The sequence below is a fragment of the Flavobacterium ginsengisoli genome, from assembly GCF_029625315.1.
GTDB lineage: Bacteria > Bacteroidota > Bacteroidia > Flavobacteriales > Flavobacteriaceae > Flavobacterium > Flavobacterium ginsengisoli.
The window spans coordinates 1,736,127-1,752,470 of record NZ_CP121110.1; the positions used below are offsets into that span (position 1 = coordinate 1,736,127).

Genomic DNA, 16,344 nt, shown 5'->3' on the forward strand with positions numbered 1-16,344 from the left:
ACTACAGAAAACTAGGAAAAACAAACTTTAATATATCTGAAATTTCACTTGGCACTTGGCAAGTTGGCGGAAAAATGGGGATCGGGTTTTGATGACAAAATAGCCGATGAACTTTTGAATACTGCTATTGATAATGGCGTAAACTTTATCGATACTGCCGATGTTTATGAAAACGGATTAAGCGAAACTGCCGTTGGAAGAGTGGTTCGCTCTCGTTCTGAACGTATTTTTGTTGCTACAAAATGCGGACGCCAAATAAATCCGCATGTAAATGAAGGATATACGCCAAAAGTGCTTCAGAAATTTGTTGAAGACAGTTTAAAAAGAACGGGATTAGAAACACTTGATTTGATTCAGTTGCATTGTCCGCCAACTGAAGTTTACTATCGCCCAGAAATATTTGAACTTTTTGACAGACTAAAAGAACAAGGAAAAATTCTTAATCTTGGCGTAAGTGTTGAAAAAGTAGAAGAAGCTCTAAAAGCAATCGAATATTCTAATGTAACAACGGTTCAGATTATTTTCAATTTGTTTCGTCAGCGTCCTTCTGAGTTATTTTTCTCAGAAGCCAAAAGGAAAGATATCGGAATTATTGCTCGAGTTCCTTTAGCAAGTGGACTTTTAACAGGTAAATTTGATTCGAAAACAACTTTTAAACCTCAGGATCACCGAAATTTTAATCGTAACGGAGAAGCATTTGATAAAGGCGAAACTTTTTCTGGAATTGACTATGAATTAGGTTTAAAAGCAGTTGAACAATTAAAAGACTTATTTCCAGAGTCAAAAAATCTCGCCGCAATTGCCCTTCAATGGATTTTAAGTTTCGATGAAATAAGCTGTATTATTCCTGGAGCATCAAAAACAGAACACGTTTTATCGAATTTATCTGTTTATGATACTCCAAAATTAACTTCAGAGCAGATTGCTCGCAATGAATAAAATTTACAATAATCTTATCAAACCTTCTGTTCATCAGCTTTGGTAAATCATATATAAAACAAATTAAGATGCTGAAATTATAAAAGATTTCAGCATCTTAAAAAACCACAAAAACTTCTGAGAGAAAATTCCCTACAACTCTCACGCAACCTTTTCTTTATTAGCGCATCTAATAATAAAACTAATCATAAAACCATACTATGAAAAAACTAAGTTTTATATTATTTGCGACTTCGCTTATATGCTTTTCCTGCAGTAATGATGACAGTACAACACAAGAAGAAGACACTGCAAAGCTTGAAAGTTTGTATAACGACGTCATCACATACTCAAAAGTCAATACTGAATCTTGTTCTAATCCTGCAGAATGGGGTTTTGTAAAAATGACCGACAGTCCCTGTTCAGCAACTGGAGGATATATTTTATATTCGAAAAAAGCAACTTTATCTGTTCTAGAAAAGAAAATTGAACAGTATAATGCACACAAAGCATATATCAATAAAAAATGGGGATTCCTTGCAGATACGCCACCTTGCACACAGCACAACATCCCGTCAGGAGTAAAATGTGTTGATAACAAACCACAATTATCTTTTGAGAATGTTTTACATTAAAAATATAAAAGGCTGCCAAGAATTAAAATCTTAGCGACCTTTTTTTTAAATTTAGGCATCAAATTCAATTCTAAATTCTGCGCCTTTATTTTTTCCTTCACTCGAAGCAGTTAATCGCCCTTTGTTTCTTTCAATTATTTTTTTGCACAAATACAATCCGATCCCTGTAGAACCTTCGTTTGCAGTTCCTAGTCGGCTCATTTTTGTGAACTTTTTAAACAATTCTTCTATCTGGTATTTATCAAAGCCCATCCCGTTGTCTTTTACAGTAACAATCAGTTTGGCATTTTCAGAAAAGATTCTAACTTTAATTTCGCTGTCAAAGTAAGAAAACTTAACCGCGTTGCTAATTAGATTTACTAAAACTTGAATTAAAAGCCCCTCGTCTATTTTCAAATTTGCTTTCTCGCAATCTAAGACTAAATCTAACCTTACATTTTTATCCAACAAACGTTGCTCTACTTGTTCGTTAATAAAAGGAACGATATTAGAGAACAAAACCGTTTTAGCTTCTTGGCTTACTTTTACAATTTCGTCTTGTTCTTTTAGCAATTTGATAAAATTTTCGATGTATCGAAATTGTAATTCAGTCGATTCACAAATCAACTCAGCCAAATTTTTAACCGATTCCGATGGATTTTCACTAATAATTAGCTTGGCTAAACCTTGCGGATTTCCTGCAAAATTCTTCAAATCATGAGAAAGCATGTAGACCAAATCCTGCTTTTCGTTTATAAAAGTTTCCGCTTCATTAATAGATTCCTGTATATTACACAAAAGCAGTCCTGCTTCGTCTGTATATTCTGTTGGTAAAGCAGGCATTTTTCTTGAACCTCTATAATCATCTAATGCTTTTGAGGCTGTTGCAATTGGTTTTATCAGCTTATTTAGAACCCAAAGTGTTGCTGCTGTTGCGAGTAATGTCATAATTAAAGAAAAAATGAGAACCGAAGTTGGCGACACCTTATGTTCGAAAAATAAAATAAAAAACAAGATTCCGATTAGAGGAATATGAATACCGATAAAAGCAACGAACAAAAATTTGAAAGCATAACTTTTTTTAAGAAAGCTGATTTGTGAGAGTTTGCGATACAACTTCATAAAAAGATATAGATAGTAGGTTAATATGTAATTTTATTGGGCTTATTACAAAAACAAAATTAACTTTTATACCCAATTAAACTAATATTTTGAAGAATTTCTAAATTTTTTCTAAAATTAAATTTGTAAAAGTTTTCAAAGGCTTATTTTTGCGCTATGGGAAGAAAAAAATACAGACAAAATTGTCTTTCATCAAATTCAAGTTCTTGATGCTGGTGCAAAAGGAGTTTCAGTAGCTAAAGCACCTGACGGAAAAGTAATCTTTATTCCGAATGTCGTGCCTGGAGATGTTGTAGACGTGCAGACATTAAAAAAAGAAAGGCTTATTACGAAGGTAAAGCTGTAAAATTTCACGAATTATCTGAATATAGAGTAGAGCCAATCTGCGAACATTTTGGAGTATGTGGAGGTTGTAAATGGCAGAATATGAAATACAGCCAGCAGCTAGCATTTAAACAAAATGAAGTTAAAAATCACTTACAAAGAATAGGAAAAATCGAACTTCCAGAATTTGAAGATATCTTAGGTTCTGAGAAACAGTTTTTCTATAGAAATAAAATGGAATTTTCTTTTTCTAACAGCAGATGGCTTACAGAGAAAGAAATTGGAAGCACTGAAGATTTAGGCAACCGAAATGCTTTAGGATTCCATATTCCTAAAATGTGGGATAAAATTCTTGACATCAACAAATGTCATTTACAAGAAGATCCTTCAAATGCCATTCGTAACGAAATCCGAGCTTTTGCAAATGAGCATAATTTAGCTTTTTTCAATCCGAGAGAACATTCTGGATTATTAAGAACAGTTATGATTCGTACGGTTTCAACTGGCGAAATCATGGTTTTAATTCAGTTTTTTGAAGAAGACAAAGAAAATCGAGAATTAATTCTTGACCATTTATACGAGAAATTTCCAGAAATCACTTCGCTTCAGTATGTAGTAAATGGAAAACCAAACGATACAATTTACGATCAGGACGTTATTCTTTATAAAGGAAGAAATTACATTTTGGAAGAAATGGAAGGTTTAAAATTCAGTATTAATGCTAAATCTTTCTACCAAACCAATTCTGATCAAGCATATGAATTATATAAGATAACACGTGATTTTGCTGGCCTTACAGGAAATGAAGTAGTTTATGACTTATATACAGGAACTGGAACAATTGCACAATTCGTTTCTAAAAAAGCAAAAAAAGTAATTGGAGTAGAAAGTGTTCCTGAAGCGATTATTGATGCGAAAGCCAATGCTGAACGCAATAATATTACAAATTGCGAGTTTTTTGTTGGTGACATGAAAGTAGTATTTAATGAAGCTTTTATTGCACAACACGGAAAACCAGATGTTATTATTACAGATCCGCCTCGCGACGGAATGCATAAGGATGTAGTAGAACAAATCTTAAAAATTGCTCCAAAAAGAGTAGTTTACGTAAGCTGTAATTCTGCGACACAAGCACGTGATTTGGCTTTAATGGACGAAAAATACAAAGTAACACGTGTGCGACCTGTAGACATGTTTCCGCAGACACATCACGTTGAAAATGTTGTACTTTTAGAACTTCGATAAAAAATACATGAAAAAATTAATCTCTCTTTTACTGCTCTTTACTTTCGGCTTATCTAGTTGCGAGAAAGATGATATCTGTGATTCTAACACACCAACTACACCAAGATTGGTTATGACATTTTATGATATATCTAATCCGACAAAAACGAAAAATGTTACCAATCTAAAAGTTATTGGTGAAAATATGAAAGAGGGAATTGTTTTTAATGAAAGTCTTGCGGAAGATGATTCATTGAGATATGTGACCAGTGGAAGTTCAGTATCAATTCCTTTGAAGGTTAATGATACTACATCAACTTTCAAATTTATTTATAGTTCATTAAGCACAACTGCTATTAATACAGATATTATTAAATTTAGATACACTACAAAAAATGTGTATGTTTCAAGAGCTTGTGGTTTTAAAACCATTTTTGAATTAAAGAGCAGACCACCATTTATACAAACCGATCCAGACTCTGTTCTATGGATGACCGAAGTTGATCTAGTAAACCCTAACATTGAATCTGAAAATGAAACACACATTAACGTTTATTTCTAGTATTTCATTATTATTTTCAGTGTTTTTAGGTTATGCTCAGGACGTTCCTGAGATTTCTAAAAATTTGGACACAATAGTGACTAAAAAGCCAAAAATAGAAACTGTAAAAGCAGACAAAGCCACAAATTCAGGAAGCTCAAGCTCCAATAGATAGCGTTGTAAAAACAGATCGCTACGGACTTCGCGTTGGTGTTGATTTATACAAACTTACTCGCGGGATTTATGACAAAAATTATAAAGGAGTAGAATTTGTAGGAGACTGGCGATTAACAAAAAAATATTATTTAGCGGCAGAATTAGGTTACGAAGATAAAACTACCGAAGACGACCGTTTAACTTCGTCTGCTACTGGAACGTATATAAAAGCAGGTTTTGATTATAACTTTTACCAAAACTGGCTTGACATGGAAAACCTTATCACGATAGGATTACGTGGCGGTTTTAGTAGTTTTAACCAAGAATTATATAGTTACAAAATCTATAATCCAAATCCATATTGGGGAGAGTTACCTGCAATATCGACTAACGAAAAATATAGCGGACTTACAGCCACTTGGATTGAAGTTGCTTTAGGATTAAAAGCGCAAGTTGTTAAAAACGTTTTTGTTGGATTTGGTGTTCAGCTTAAACTTCTTACTACTAATAAAGAACCGAATAATTTCGAAAACCTTTATATTCCAGGATTTAACAGAACTTATGACGGAAGTTTCGGAATTGGTTTCAATTATACCGTTTCTTATTTTATTCCGATTTACAAGAAAAAAACAATGGCTTCTGAAGTTGCAAAAAAAGTAGAGCCTAAGAAGAAGAAATAGTTTTTTTCAAAGGTTCTTAGATGCTAAGACTCTAAGATACTAAGTTTAAAAAAAGCGGTAAATTCAAGTTGAATTTACCGCTTTTTTTTATGCTTTTAAGTTAACTTAGAACCTTAGTATCTTAGAATCTCAGCACCGTAAACTAAATTAACTGAAAATTAATTGCTTGCTTGCGTGTGTATTAAAGTGGTATCAAAAATTGGAACGTTTAAGTCGCCTTCTTTTATTACCAACGGAATTTCAGTACATCCTAAAATAATCCCTTCAGCTCCATTTTTAATCAATTCATTTGCAATTTCTAGATAACGCTTTTTTGTTTCTTCGGTTGCAATTCCTCTTCCAAGTTCTTCAAAAATGGTATAATGGATAAAATCTTTATCAGCTTCCGAATTTGGAATTATAGTTTCAATTCCTTTTTCAGCAAGTTTGTCTTTAAAGAAATCTAATTCCATAGTAAACTTTGTCCCTAACAAACCTACCTTTTTTATTTCTTTCTTTTGGATTTCAATTGCTGTTTCTTCTGCAATATGAATAAGAGGAATATCAATAGCTTGCTGTAATCTATCAGCAATTAAATGCATCGTATTGGCGCATAAAAGAATCGCTTCTGCCCCACCCGATTTTAATACTTCTGCAGCTTTAAAAAGCATATTAAAAGTAGAATCCCAATCGTTGGCATCGTTATTCTTTTTAATATCGGCATAATTAAAAGAGTAAATTAGACATTCAGAGAAATTCAGTCCACCGAGTTTTTCATTAATTCCTTTATTAATTAAAGTATAATAATCAGAAGTAGAAACCCAGCTGATTCCACCAATAAGCCCAATTTTCCTCATATAAGTTTTTTTTATATTATTGAATTTCTTTGATTCCTTTTACAAAAAGCCATTTCATAAAAAGCTTTTCACCATCTTTGGTTCTCACAGCTTGAAATTTAGGTCCAATAATAGTTCCAATTACAAACGCAGTCATCGGAATCCAAATTCCAGTTAATCCTGTGTAAGCCGCAATCAAATATCTAAATGCAAGAAAAAGGATTGCAAAAGCTCGCTAATTGATATAAAAAAGCTCGTAGTTGTAGTTTTGACATTTTTTTTATAGTTGCTAAGGTTCTGAGATGCTAAGATGCTAAGTTTTTCTCCTTGCCGCTTATAATCTTAGAAACTTAAATTTATTTTAAATTATATTTTTCATTTTACCAAAATTCTTAGCATCTCAGAATCTTAACATCTTAGAATCTTAGACCTGAAATTTTGTTCTTTTACTTCCTTCGTACATTTCGTATTTTACCAAACGAGCTTCAAGACTTGCATTAAAAAGTTTGATTTTTCTTGAAGGTTTTAATCCAACAAATTTTAACGCTTCTAGATTGGCTGTTATAAACCAAGCGTCTGTACCTGGATAATTTTTCTTCAAAGTATCTCCAATACTAGCATAAAATCTTTCCATGTGAATATCTAAACGCTCATCATAAGGCGGATTAAAAACGATATGAAGTTTACCTTCTGTTTCTTTTTCCGTGTCAAAGAAGTTCTCTTCAAAAACAGTTACATAATCCTCCAAATTGGCATTTCTGATATTGTCTTTGGCTTTGCTAACCGCACTTGGCGCTTTATCAAAACCTTTAATTGTAAAATGAAACTCTCTTGTCTTTTTCATTAAACTATCTACAATTGTATCAAATAGATCATTATCCCAATCTTTCCATTTTTCGAAAGCAAATTCTTTTCTGTTGATGTTTGCTGGAATATTGCAAGCAATCATAGCGGCTTCTGCCAAAAAAGTTCCAGAACCACACATTGGATCAAGGAAATGACTTTGTCCATCCCAACCCGATAATAAAAGAATTCCAGCAGCCAACACCTCATTAATAGGCGCAATATTGGTAGCAGTTCTATAGCCACGCTGATGAAGCGATGCTCCAGAAGTATCTAAAGCTACAGAAACCTGATCTCTATCAATATGAATATTAATACGCAAATCTGGATGCTGTTTATCAATACTCGGACGTTGTCCTGTTCTTTCTCTAAACTGATCTACAATCGCATCTTTACATTTCTGAGAAACAAATTCAGAATGATTGAAATAAGTAGAATGCACTGTAGTATCGATCACAAAAGTTTGATTAGCATTTAAATATTTAGACCAGTTTAACCCAGAAATTCCCTTGTACAAAGCTTGCTCATTATTAGCTCTAAAAAAATAAATTGGCTTTAAAACTTTAAGAGCTGTACGCAAAGACAAATTGGCTTTATACATAAAACCTTTATCACCTTTAAAGCTCACCATTCTCACACCTTTTTCAACATCCTGAGCGCCAAGTGTGCGTAATTCTTTTTCTAATATTTCTTCAAAGCCAAAAAAACATTTGGCAATCATTTTAAAATTTTCTTCCATTTCTTTTTTAATTAAAAAAAGCCAATCGCTATAACATTTTATTATACTGGTATAAACACGTATCGAAGCGAAATAGTTATTTTTCGGCAAAAATACACTAAATTTGCCGGACTTTTGAATTAATTGAAATAGAATAAATGTCTGAAAAACATAACGCACCAATCCAGAATCAAGAAGACGACAATCAAAACTGGTATTCTTCGTGGTTTGACACGCCATATTATCACATTCTTTATAAGGATCGTAATTATCGTGAAGCTCAGGTTTTCATGGACAATTTAACGCATTATCTTAATTTGCCTGAGAAAGCAAAAGTATTGGATTTAGCATGCGGAAAAGGCCGTCATTCTATTTATTTAAATCAATTGGGCTACGATGTTTTGGGAGCAGATTTGTCTGAAAATAGCATTGCCGAAGCTAGCAAAAACAGCAACGAAACACTTCATTTTAAAGTGCACGATATGCGCGAACCTTTTGAAGAAAAATTTGATGCTATTTTTAATCTTTTTACCAGTTTCGGTTACTTCGAAAGCGACGACGACAACCTAACAACTTTAAAAGCAATTAAAGAAAGTTTATCTGAATACGGCTTTGCAGTCATTGACTTTATGAACGTGCCAAACGTTATTGAAAATCTTGTTCCTGAAGAAATAAAAACGGTTGATGAAATAGATTTTCACATCAAAAGATATCTTGAAGATGGTCATATCTTTAAAGAAATTGATTTTGAAGACCAAGGCAGAAAATATCATTTTACAGAAAAAGTAAAAGCACTAACTTTGAAAGACTTTCAAGATTTAATGGACGAAGCTGGAATTTTCCTTCTAGACATTTTTGGAGACTATAAACTCAAAAAATTCCATAAAACCGAAAGCGAAAGATTAATCATGATTTTTAAGTAAATTGGTTAATCGTTTAATTGTTTAACCGTTTAACCGTTTAATCGCTAAACAAAAAAACAATTAACCGATTAAACGAATCAACGATTAAACAAAATAAAAATGAACTATTTATTACCCTTATTTTCTGTACTTTTAGGATATGGCATAGCTTTATTCATAAAACCAGAAAACAAAAATAATTTAAAATTACTACTCGCATTTAGCGGTTCTTTTTTATTGTCGTTAACCGTAATGCATCTTCTACCAGATGTTTACGAATCGCACAATCATAATATCGGAATCTTTATAATGGTCGGAATTTTATTTCAGATCGTACTCGAATTTTTCTCAAAAGGTGCCGAACACGGACACGTTCACGGACATGCAAAAATGTCTCAAATTCCGTGGCTTTTGTTTATCAGTCTTTGCATTCATGCCTTTTTAGAAGGTTTTCCGGTTAGTCATCATCATGGTTTAGCAGTCGGAATTGCCATTCACCATTTGCCAATTGCGGTTATTTTAACGACATTTTTCATTAATGCCGATTTAAATAAAAAAGCCATTTTTGTCTTCATGCTGACTTTTGCACTCATGACACCGTTAGGAACTGTAGCTTCAGAATATTTGCCTTTTTTAAGTAAATATTACACCGAAATAACAGCAATCGTAATCGGAATTTTATTCCATATTTCATCAACAATCATTTTTGAAAGCGGCGAAGGACATAAATTCAATGTTGCAAAAGTTTCTATGATTGTACTAGGAATTTTATTGGCATTCTTTTTAAAATAAATTGATTAGGCAATGAGTCAATTAGATACTTTAATAATTTTCTAATTGACTCATTATCTAATTATCAAATTTAGTTAGCTCTCTTTCTCTCCTCTTGATTTCCAAAATTACGCTCCTTCACGTTAATTTTTTTATTTCCGAAATTGTAAATCACAGACAAACGCACAAAACGATTGCTTTCATTTTGACTATAAACCTGTTTCACGCCATTTACAACCGAAGTAAAATCTTTTAAATAAGAAGTATTAAAAATATCATTGGCCAAGAATGCAATCTGAAGTGTTTTATTCAACAAATCCTGTTTGAAACCAATATCAAAACTTGAAACATAACCAACCTCATACAAACCACTTTTAAAAGGCGAACTATAATTAAAATCAACTTGAAGTTTCGTGTTTTTTCCTAAAACGAAAGTATTATTCGTTGTAAAATCAATTTGTAAACTGTTTGATGGCGTTGCATTAATATCTTTTATAAACTTTGTTTCTGAACCCAAAAAGTATAAGGTATTTTCACTTTGCCACCAATCTGCCAAAGTTGCCGAATAAGTTTCGCCTAAACCATAATTTAAGCCTTTATAATAGTTTTCGCGAGTTACAATCTGCGTATTCGTTTCTGGATTTGAAGTAAAAACAACCCCGTATCCGTTTGTAATAGCGTTTACAAAAATACTTGTTCTTAAAACCTCTTTATAAGAATGCGCCAATTCAAAATTATCACTAAATGAAGGCTTTAAAAACGGATTTCCTTCAGAATAACTATTGCTATTAATATAAACTCTAAACGGATTCAGCAAATCAAAACGCGGTCTATTGATTCTCTTTCCATAATTCAAACTAAAAGTATTGTTGTCATTCTTTTTGTACGAAGCATAAAAAGTTGGAAATAGCTTTAAATAATCATTTACATTTTCCTGATTCATCGTTTCAGAAAATCCGTTAGTCTGCGTATTTTCAAGTCTTAAACCCATTTGCAAACTCCACTTTTCATTTATTTTTTTATCTCCGTTAATATAAACAGCCTGATTATTCTCAGTGTATTTAAATCGATTTGACTGACTAAGATCTAATTCTGGTATTCCTGTAATTGTATTATAAAAAACCACATCGCTTATACTATTTGTAAAGCTCATTTTTGCTCCATAAGACAAATTAAAAGCTTGAAACGGATGTTCCATATCTGCCTTAAAACTCCAGTTATCAATATCTTGATTCGAAATATTTCGTCCTGCCTGATTGATATCGATAAATTCCATATCTGAATTATAATTGTTCGCTATAAAATCTCTATCGAATTTTGAATTATAATTGAAATAATCCACATCAAAAGATAATTTTCTATTTAAAGAATCTAATTTGGTAATCAAATGCGCATTATACGTTTGATTTTTAGAACCTTTATCTGTAAAACTTTTATTTAATGTTACATTCTGCAATTCGTTTTCTATATTATATTTTTCGATTCTAATATCCGATCCAAAATCAGGATTATTTCTGTCATTCATAAACTGAAAACCAATTGTTGTGCGTTTAGACAAATCGTAATCTAAAGCTAATTTTCCTGAAAAACTCTCGTTTTTAACTTTTGTATCGGCATCCATTTTTGAAAGACCGTCAGGAAAATACATATCTAGGTTTTCTATAGAATTTTTATATCCTGTTCTGCCATTCACACTTGCTGAAAATCTAAACTTATTTTTGCTGTAGAAGAAATTATCTCTCAAAGTATAAATTCCGTATTTATTCTGGTCGTAAGAAACTGTAGTCGAATTTTTCCATGAATCGCGAACTCCTTTTTTCATAATAATATTAATCAAACCTCCTGTTCCATCGGCTTCATATTTTGCAGGCGGATTGCTTATCACTTCAATATTTTTAATGTCAGCGACCGAAATAGATTTCAAGAAATTATTCAATTCTTCACCAGTCAATTCAATCAAACGTCCGTCGATCATAACACGCGAAGTTCCTTTTCCTAAAATGGTTATTACATCATTTTTAACTACAACTCCAGGCGCTGTATTAATGGCACTTAACGCATCTCCGCCAGTTGTTGTTACATTATTTTCTAGGTTGTAAACCAAACGATCTGTTTTCTGTTCGATAGTCTTCTTTTTAGACTGAACCACAACTTCGACCAATTTGGTTTCGTTCTCTTTGAGAACAATAGTTCCTAAATCTGTATTTTTTTCTAAAGAAATTTCTTTTTCATAAGCAGTAAAACCTAAAAGGCTAATTTCAATTTTATAAAATCCATTTTTAAGATTTACTTCAAAAGAGCCATCTTCTTTAGTTGTAGTTCCATCAATAATTTTTCCTTCCATATTTACTATCGAAATTTCGGCCCATTCTAAAGATTTGGTTTCGCTAGCTACTTTTCCTTTTAATGTTGATTGCGCTAAACAAAATAAAGGCAATAGTAATAAGATTAGGAGATTTAATTTTTTCATGATTTCTAATTTTAACTTGTTCGATTAATTTGAAGCAAAGTTGCCTTAGAAAATCTCCTTACGCGACCGACAAAAAAAAGTCGAACCATTTTCTCCCGTAGAAATTGGTTCGACTTTATGCGATAAGGCGTTCGACTTTTTACAAAGCCTTTATTTTCAACCTTTCCTGTACGCTGTCGGAGTTAAATTGGTATATTTTTTAAATGAAGTATTAAAAGAAGATTTGGAGTTAAAACCAACTTCGTACAATATTTCTAGAACCGTAAGCTGACTTTTGGTTTGATCTTTTAAAATATGCATCGCTTTTTGAATGCGATATTCATTCACAAAATCAAAAAAATGCTGATCGATATGATGATTAATTAAAATAGATAAATCGCGAACTGGAATATTTATTTGATTAGCCAATTCTTGAATGGTAAGCGACGGATCAAGAAAGGGTTCTTTCTCTGTCATATATTGTTTTAATGTAGCTATTTGAGTGCCGATCAAATCATTTTGTTTATTGACTGTTTCTGGCTTTTCTTCAATTTCTGGAAGAATATCTTTCGTTAATACTAATTTAGAATTTACACCTCTAAAAAGTTCTGGATGTTTCAATGCTTTCATTATAAACCAGCAAGTTATAAATAGCGCTATTGTTCCAACCAATACGTTTGCCCATAGAAAAATTTCTCTAAAACCGCTGTATCGCAGTACATTTTTTAAAGCTACAATAGAATGTGCGATTAGAAATACGCACGTCATTTGAAAAAGAAATTTATAAGCCGAAATACTTGGATTGGCGTAATTTTCCAGATAGATTTCTTTATATTTTTTTAGAATTAAAAATACACTTACAATATAAAAGACATATTGAAATTCGATTAAAATCTGAATAAAATAAATCTCAGACATTGAATTTAGTGGCCCAATAAAACTTCCTTCGTTTATACTTGAATATATTCTGGGTATAAAAATTAAATTAACAATTACAAAAGGAAGCACATGAACCAAATGTTTCCATTTTAGGCGAAAATCAGAATAACAAACCGCCAATACATACAAGTAGAACGATGGCATTCCTAATAAACAGAATGTCGATCTGAAAATTTCCAGATTTCGATGATCTTCTGTATATAAGTACATAAAAAATCCGCTGAGATCAATGGCTGAAAAAATAAAAAAGAAAGCAAATAAACGATTGGCTAATTTATTTTCAGTTTTTACCGTCAGCAAAAAAAATGCCATCAGCAAAGAAACAAAAACACAAATTCGGGCAATTCCCTCTAGCAAAACTAATTTATCCATCCATCTTTTAATATTAAACAAATATAATATTTTCGTTTTTGTAACAAAGCCTAATTAAAACCGTCTTTAAAGGGAAAAAATAGAAGAAAAAAAATGATTTTAAATCTCTGAGACTTTGCAAGATTGAGATAAATTATATTAATTTTGACGAGTCTAAATAACGATAAAATGACATTTACGAAAACCACTGAACAAGCCTCAAAATATGAACATTTAGAGAAGATGTCTGTTCATGAATTGTTATCCAATATAAATCAAGAAGACAAAACTGTGCCTTATGCAGTCGAAAAAGCTTTGCCCCAAATAGAAGCTTTGATTCCGCAAATAGTAGCAAAATTAAAGCTTGGCGGCAGATTGTTTTATATTGGAGCAGGAACTTCTGGCCGACTTGGTGTTGTTGATGCTTCAGAATGTCCGCCAACTTTTGGCGTTCCTTTTGATTTAGTAAATGGCATTATTGCAGGTGGCGACACAGCCATTAGACGTGCAGTAGAAAACGCTGAAGATAGTACAACAAATGCTTGGATCGATCTTCAAAATCATAATATCAATTCAAACGATGTGGTTATCGGAATTGCTCGCTTCTGGTACAACTCCATATGTTATTAGCGGTTTAGAAACTTGTAATGAGAATAATATTGTTACAGGATGTATTACTTGTAATGCTGGAAGTCCGTTGGCTTTGACAGCTCAATTTCCTATTGAAGTTGTAGTTGGACCAGAATTTGTAACTGGAAGTTCAAGAATGAAAGCTGGTACTGCGCAGAAATTGGTTTTAAATATGATTTCTACTGCGGCAATGATTCAGCTAGGAAAAGTAAGAGGCAATAAAATGGTCGACATGCAGTTAAGCAATGTGAAATTGGTTGACCGAGGCGTAAAAATGATTATGGACGAAATTTCAGTTTCGTACGACGAAGCTTCTGAATTATTGAAAAAATATGGCGACGTAAGAAATGCTGTTGATAATTATAAAAAATAAAAGGTTTTCTGTGTGGTCATTTAACCGAACAGTACACTAAGATTTATGCAAGGTTCGCAAGGTTTTTGTCCAAAACTTTGCGAACTTTGCCGTTATAAAAGCCTCGCATATAAAAAAACTTGGCGTACTTTGCGGTAAAATACAAGCCAACAACTTGAAACCTGAAACTTGAAACAAAAAACATGGCAACAAACAAACAATTATTAGGAAAAGGAATTAAATATTTGACAGGTGCATTGCCTTTGATGTTTCTTGGGCCATCGTTGATTTACAATGCTTTTCAAAATCAAGGCAACAATTGGCATTATCTGGTTTTAGGAATTGGAATTGCGACCTGTTTGAGTTCTATGGTTTTGATCTTTTTGGGATTGAAAATCATAATGAAAGGGATTTTTAATGACTAAATAATAAAACTAATTCAAACCTAACAGGTTTTAAAAACCTATTAGATTTAATATTTATAAAAAAATGGAAGGCATAATTCACATTCAGAAAACATTTGAGAAAATTGTTTATATCGATAAAAAAATAAACAATCGTGAGTTTGAAGATTGTGTCTTTAAAAACTGTGACTTTTCTAACAGTAATTTCAATTCTAACACTTTCCTCGACTGCGAATTTATTGATTGTAATCTCTCAATGACTAGCTTGGCTGGAACAAGTTTAAAAAACGTCACTTTTAAAAACTGCAAACTTTTAGGAATTGCATTTAACGAATGCGATGATTTTTTATTTCAAGTTTATTTTGATGAATGCGTTTTGGATTACGCGCTATTTTCTAATAAAAAAATGCCGAAAACCAAATTCATTAATTCTTCTGTTCGTGAAGTTACTTTCATCGGAACTAATTTAACAAGCTCTGTTTTTGACAACTGCAACCTTGACGGTGCAATATTCAACGAAACACAATTAGCATCGGTCAATTTTAAAACGGCATACAATTACAAAATTGATCCTGAATTTAATCCGATGAAAAAAGCACAATTTTCTACCGAAGGAATTGTCGGGTTATTAGATAAATACGATATTAAAATTGTGTAGCAAATTATTTTTCTATTGTTCGGAGCGCTTTTTTTATAATGTACAGCGTTTCTTTTACAGGGCTTTCGCGTTTCCATCTTTCACATAAATTCTTTACAAAATCTGGTCTTGTTTTACTGGCATCATTCAACCAGTTTCCAACACTATTCTGCACATATTTTGAAGAATCAGATTTTAGGGAATCTAAAATTTTCAAAGCTAATTCTGGTCTTTTCTTAAGTTCTTCAATATGTTCGCACCAAACTCCTCTTGGTCTTGTTGCTTCGGTTGCAAAGCGTCGAATATTTTCGTCTTTACTAGAAGTCCATTCAGATAAGATTTCAAGGCTTTTTTCTAAATTATTCAGAATATTGGAACGAATTGCCAACCAAGAAATTTCCCTTACACCAAAATGTTTGTCTGCCGCCAAAAACTGAATTTGTTCTAACACTTCTTCTATGTTTAATTCAGATTTTTTTCCAATTGTATAAGCAGACCAACATCGCACCAAATCAGATTTATGGTTTGAAATAGTTGAAATTATATCAGAATCATTATTAAGAATTGATTCTGTCAATATTCCTGTGCCAATTGTTTCATTTATGGTATTGACAGTTTGCTTTTTCAAATTTCTAATATCCATTAAAATAGGTTCCAGATATTCCATCCGATTAGACTCTCTCAAAACATTTTCTAAAAGCTTAGTTTGATTTACTGCTAGCCATTCTATAAGATTAGCAGTTTCAATTTCACCTTTATTAAGCTGTTCTAAAACTAAAACAGGAATATCTTTTATCGATCTTGCTCCTTTACGTTTTACTTCATTCATAGTTTTTAATTTGACTAGCGCAATGTTCTATCATGCTTTAAAAATTTGATTATTTTTGTAAATATCGGAAAGCTTGATAACACTGGCAATACCGCATATTTTTATCCCATAGAGATATAAAAGTC

16 protein-coding genes and 3 pseudogenes are annotated in these 16,344 nt (G+C 32.2%); 12 read left to right on the top strand and 7 right to left on the bottom strand.

Going from position 1 to position 16,344, the window contains the following annotated elements; all coding sequences use genetic code 11:
• Positions 1–48: 48 nt before the first annotated feature.
• Entirely contained in the window at positions 49–939 is an 891-nt protein-coding gene (locus P5P87_RS08070; RefSeq protein ID WP_278022189.1) for an aldo/keto reductase, read from the top strand.
• Positions 940–1,139: 200 nt separating this feature from the next.
• Positions 1,140–1,553, top strand: a complete 414-nt coding sequence (locus P5P87_RS08075; RefSeq protein ID WP_278022190.1) for a hypothetical protein — start codon at positions 1,140–1,142, stop codon at positions 1,551–1,553.
• Between the two features lie 51 nt (positions 1,554–1,604).
• Here the strand turns inward: P5P87_RS08075 and P5P87_RS08080 are convergent, their stop codons facing one another.
• Positions 1,605–2,480 (bottom strand): sensor histidine kinase, encoded by an 876-nt coding sequence (locus P5P87_RS08080; RefSeq protein ID WP_233074131.1) that lies wholly within the window; start codon positions 2,478–2,480, stop codon positions 1,605–1,607.
• 319 nt (positions 2,481–2,799) lie between these two features.
• Here P5P87_RS08080 and rlmD point away from each other — a divergent pair.
• From rlmD to P5P87_RS08095, 4 genes and pseudogenes are all read left to right on the top strand, one after another.
• Positions 2,800–4,223, top strand: a pseudogene (gene rlmD / locus P5P87_RS08085) (23S rRNA (uracil(1939)-C(5))-methyltransferase RlmD).
• A gap of 7 nt (positions 4,224–4,230) precedes the next feature.
• Complete coding sequence (locus P5P87_RS08090; RefSeq protein WP_198857119.1) at positions 4,231–4,764, top strand: DUF6452 family protein; 534 nt, start codon at positions 4,231–4,233, stop codon at positions 4,762–4,764.
• Positions 4,736–4,918 carry a hypothetical protein gene (locus P5P87_RS25860; RefSeq protein ID WP_340696667.1) on the top strand — a complete coding sequence of 61 codons (183 nt, stop codon included), beginning with the start codon at positions 4,736–4,738 and terminating at the stop codon, positions 4,916–4,918. Before P5P87_RS08090 ends, P5P87_RS25860 begins: the two co-directional genes overlap by 29 nt.
• Positions 4,911–5,579, top strand: coding sequence for a DUF6048 family protein (locus P5P87_RS08095; RefSeq protein ID WP_340696689.1), 669 nt, complete (start codon positions 4,911–4,913; stop codon positions 5,577–5,579). Before P5P87_RS25860 ends, P5P87_RS08095 begins: the two co-directional genes overlap by 8 nt.
• Positions 5,580–5,737: 158 nt before the next feature.
• On the opposite strand, the gene P5P87_RS08100 is transcribed toward P5P87_RS08095, so the two are convergent.
• The 3 genes and pseudogenes from P5P87_RS08100 to P5P87_RS08110 all read right to left on the bottom strand — a co-directional run bounded on the left by P5P87_RS08100 (position 5,738) and on the right by P5P87_RS08110 (position 7,976).
• Positions 5,738–6,415 carry an aspartate/glutamate racemase family protein gene (locus tag P5P87_RS08100; RefSeq protein WP_278022191.1) on the bottom strand — a complete coding sequence of 226 codons (678 nt, stop codon included), beginning with the start codon at positions 6,413–6,415 and terminating at the stop codon, positions 5,738–5,740.
• A 16-nt stretch (positions 6,416–6,431) separates the two neighbouring features.
• Positions 6,432–6,669 (bottom strand): annotated as a pseudogene (locus P5P87_RS08105) (hypothetical protein).
• A gap of 149 nt (positions 6,670–6,818) precedes the next feature.
• The gene (locus P5P87_RS08110) at positions 6,819–7,976 is read right to left on the bottom strand and encodes a THUMP domain-containing class I SAM-dependent RNA methyltransferase (protein ID WP_278022192.1); all 1,158 of its coding nucleotides are present in this window, start codon (positions 7,974–7,976) and stop codon (positions 6,819–6,821) included.
• A 137-nt stretch (positions 7,977–8,113) separates the two neighbouring features.
• Here P5P87_RS08110 and P5P87_RS08115 point away from each other — a divergent pair, with 137 nt between their 5' ends.
• A complete protein-coding gene (locus tag P5P87_RS08115) occupies positions 8,114–8,878 on the top strand; it encodes a class I SAM-dependent methyltransferase (protein WP_278022193.1) in 765 nt (254 codons plus the stop codon).
• A 99-nt stretch (positions 8,879–8,977) separates the two neighbouring features.
• Positions 8,978–9,649, top strand: a complete 672-nt coding sequence (locus tag P5P87_RS08120) for a ZIP family metal transporter (protein ID WP_278022194.1) — start codon at positions 8,978–8,980, stop codon at positions 9,647–9,649.
• Between the two features lie 70 nt (positions 9,650–9,719).
• On the opposite strand, the gene P5P87_RS08125 is transcribed toward P5P87_RS08120, so the two are convergent.
• Positions 9,720–12,098, bottom strand: a complete 2,379-nt coding sequence (locus P5P87_RS08125) for a TonB-dependent receptor (protein WP_278022195.1) — start codon at positions 12,096–12,098, stop codon at positions 9,720–9,722.
• 156 nt (positions 12,099–12,254) lie between these two features.
• Positions 12,255–13,226: a helix-turn-helix domain-containing protein gene (locus P5P87_RS08130; protein WP_233074130.1), complete on the bottom strand. Its 972-nt coding sequence runs from the start codon at positions 13,224–13,226 to the stop codon at positions 12,255–12,257.
• Between the two features lie 19 nt (positions 13,227–13,245).
• Between P5P87_RS08130 and P5P87_RS08135 the strand changes: the two genes are divergently transcribed.
• The 4 genes and pseudogenes from P5P87_RS08135 (at position 13,246) to P5P87_RS08150 (ending at position 15,411) form a co-directional block, all read left to right on the top strand.
• Positions 13,246–13,446 (top strand): hypothetical protein, encoded by a 201-nt coding sequence (locus P5P87_RS08135; RefSeq protein WP_233074129.1) that lies wholly within the window; start codon positions 13,246–13,248, stop codon positions 13,444–13,446.
• A gap of 110 nt (positions 13,447–13,556) precedes the next feature.
• Positions 13,557–14,370, top strand: a pseudogene (murQ, locus tag P5P87_RS08140) (N-acetylmuramic acid 6-phosphate etherase).
• 182 nt (positions 14,371–14,552) lie between these two features.
• Positions 14,553–14,774 carry a DUF6095 family protein gene (locus P5P87_RS08145; RefSeq protein WP_278022196.1) on the top strand — a complete coding sequence of 74 codons (222 nt, stop codon included), beginning with the start codon at positions 14,553–14,555 and terminating at the stop codon, positions 14,772–14,774.
• A gap of 64 nt (positions 14,775–14,838) precedes the next feature.
• Positions 14,839–15,411, top strand: coding sequence for a pentapeptide repeat-containing protein (locus P5P87_RS08150; RefSeq protein WP_198857108.1), 573 nt, complete (start codon positions 14,839–14,841; stop codon positions 15,409–15,411).
• Between the two features lie 4 nt (positions 15,412–15,415).
• Here the strand turns inward: P5P87_RS08150 and P5P87_RS08155 are convergent, their stop codons facing one another.
• The gene (locus P5P87_RS08155; protein WP_278022197.1) at positions 15,416–16,219 is read right to left on the bottom strand and encodes a DNA alkylation repair protein; all 804 of its coding nucleotides are present in this window, start codon (positions 16,217–16,219) and stop codon (positions 15,416–15,418) included.
• Between the last annotated feature and the right edge of the window lie 125 nt (positions 16,220–16,344).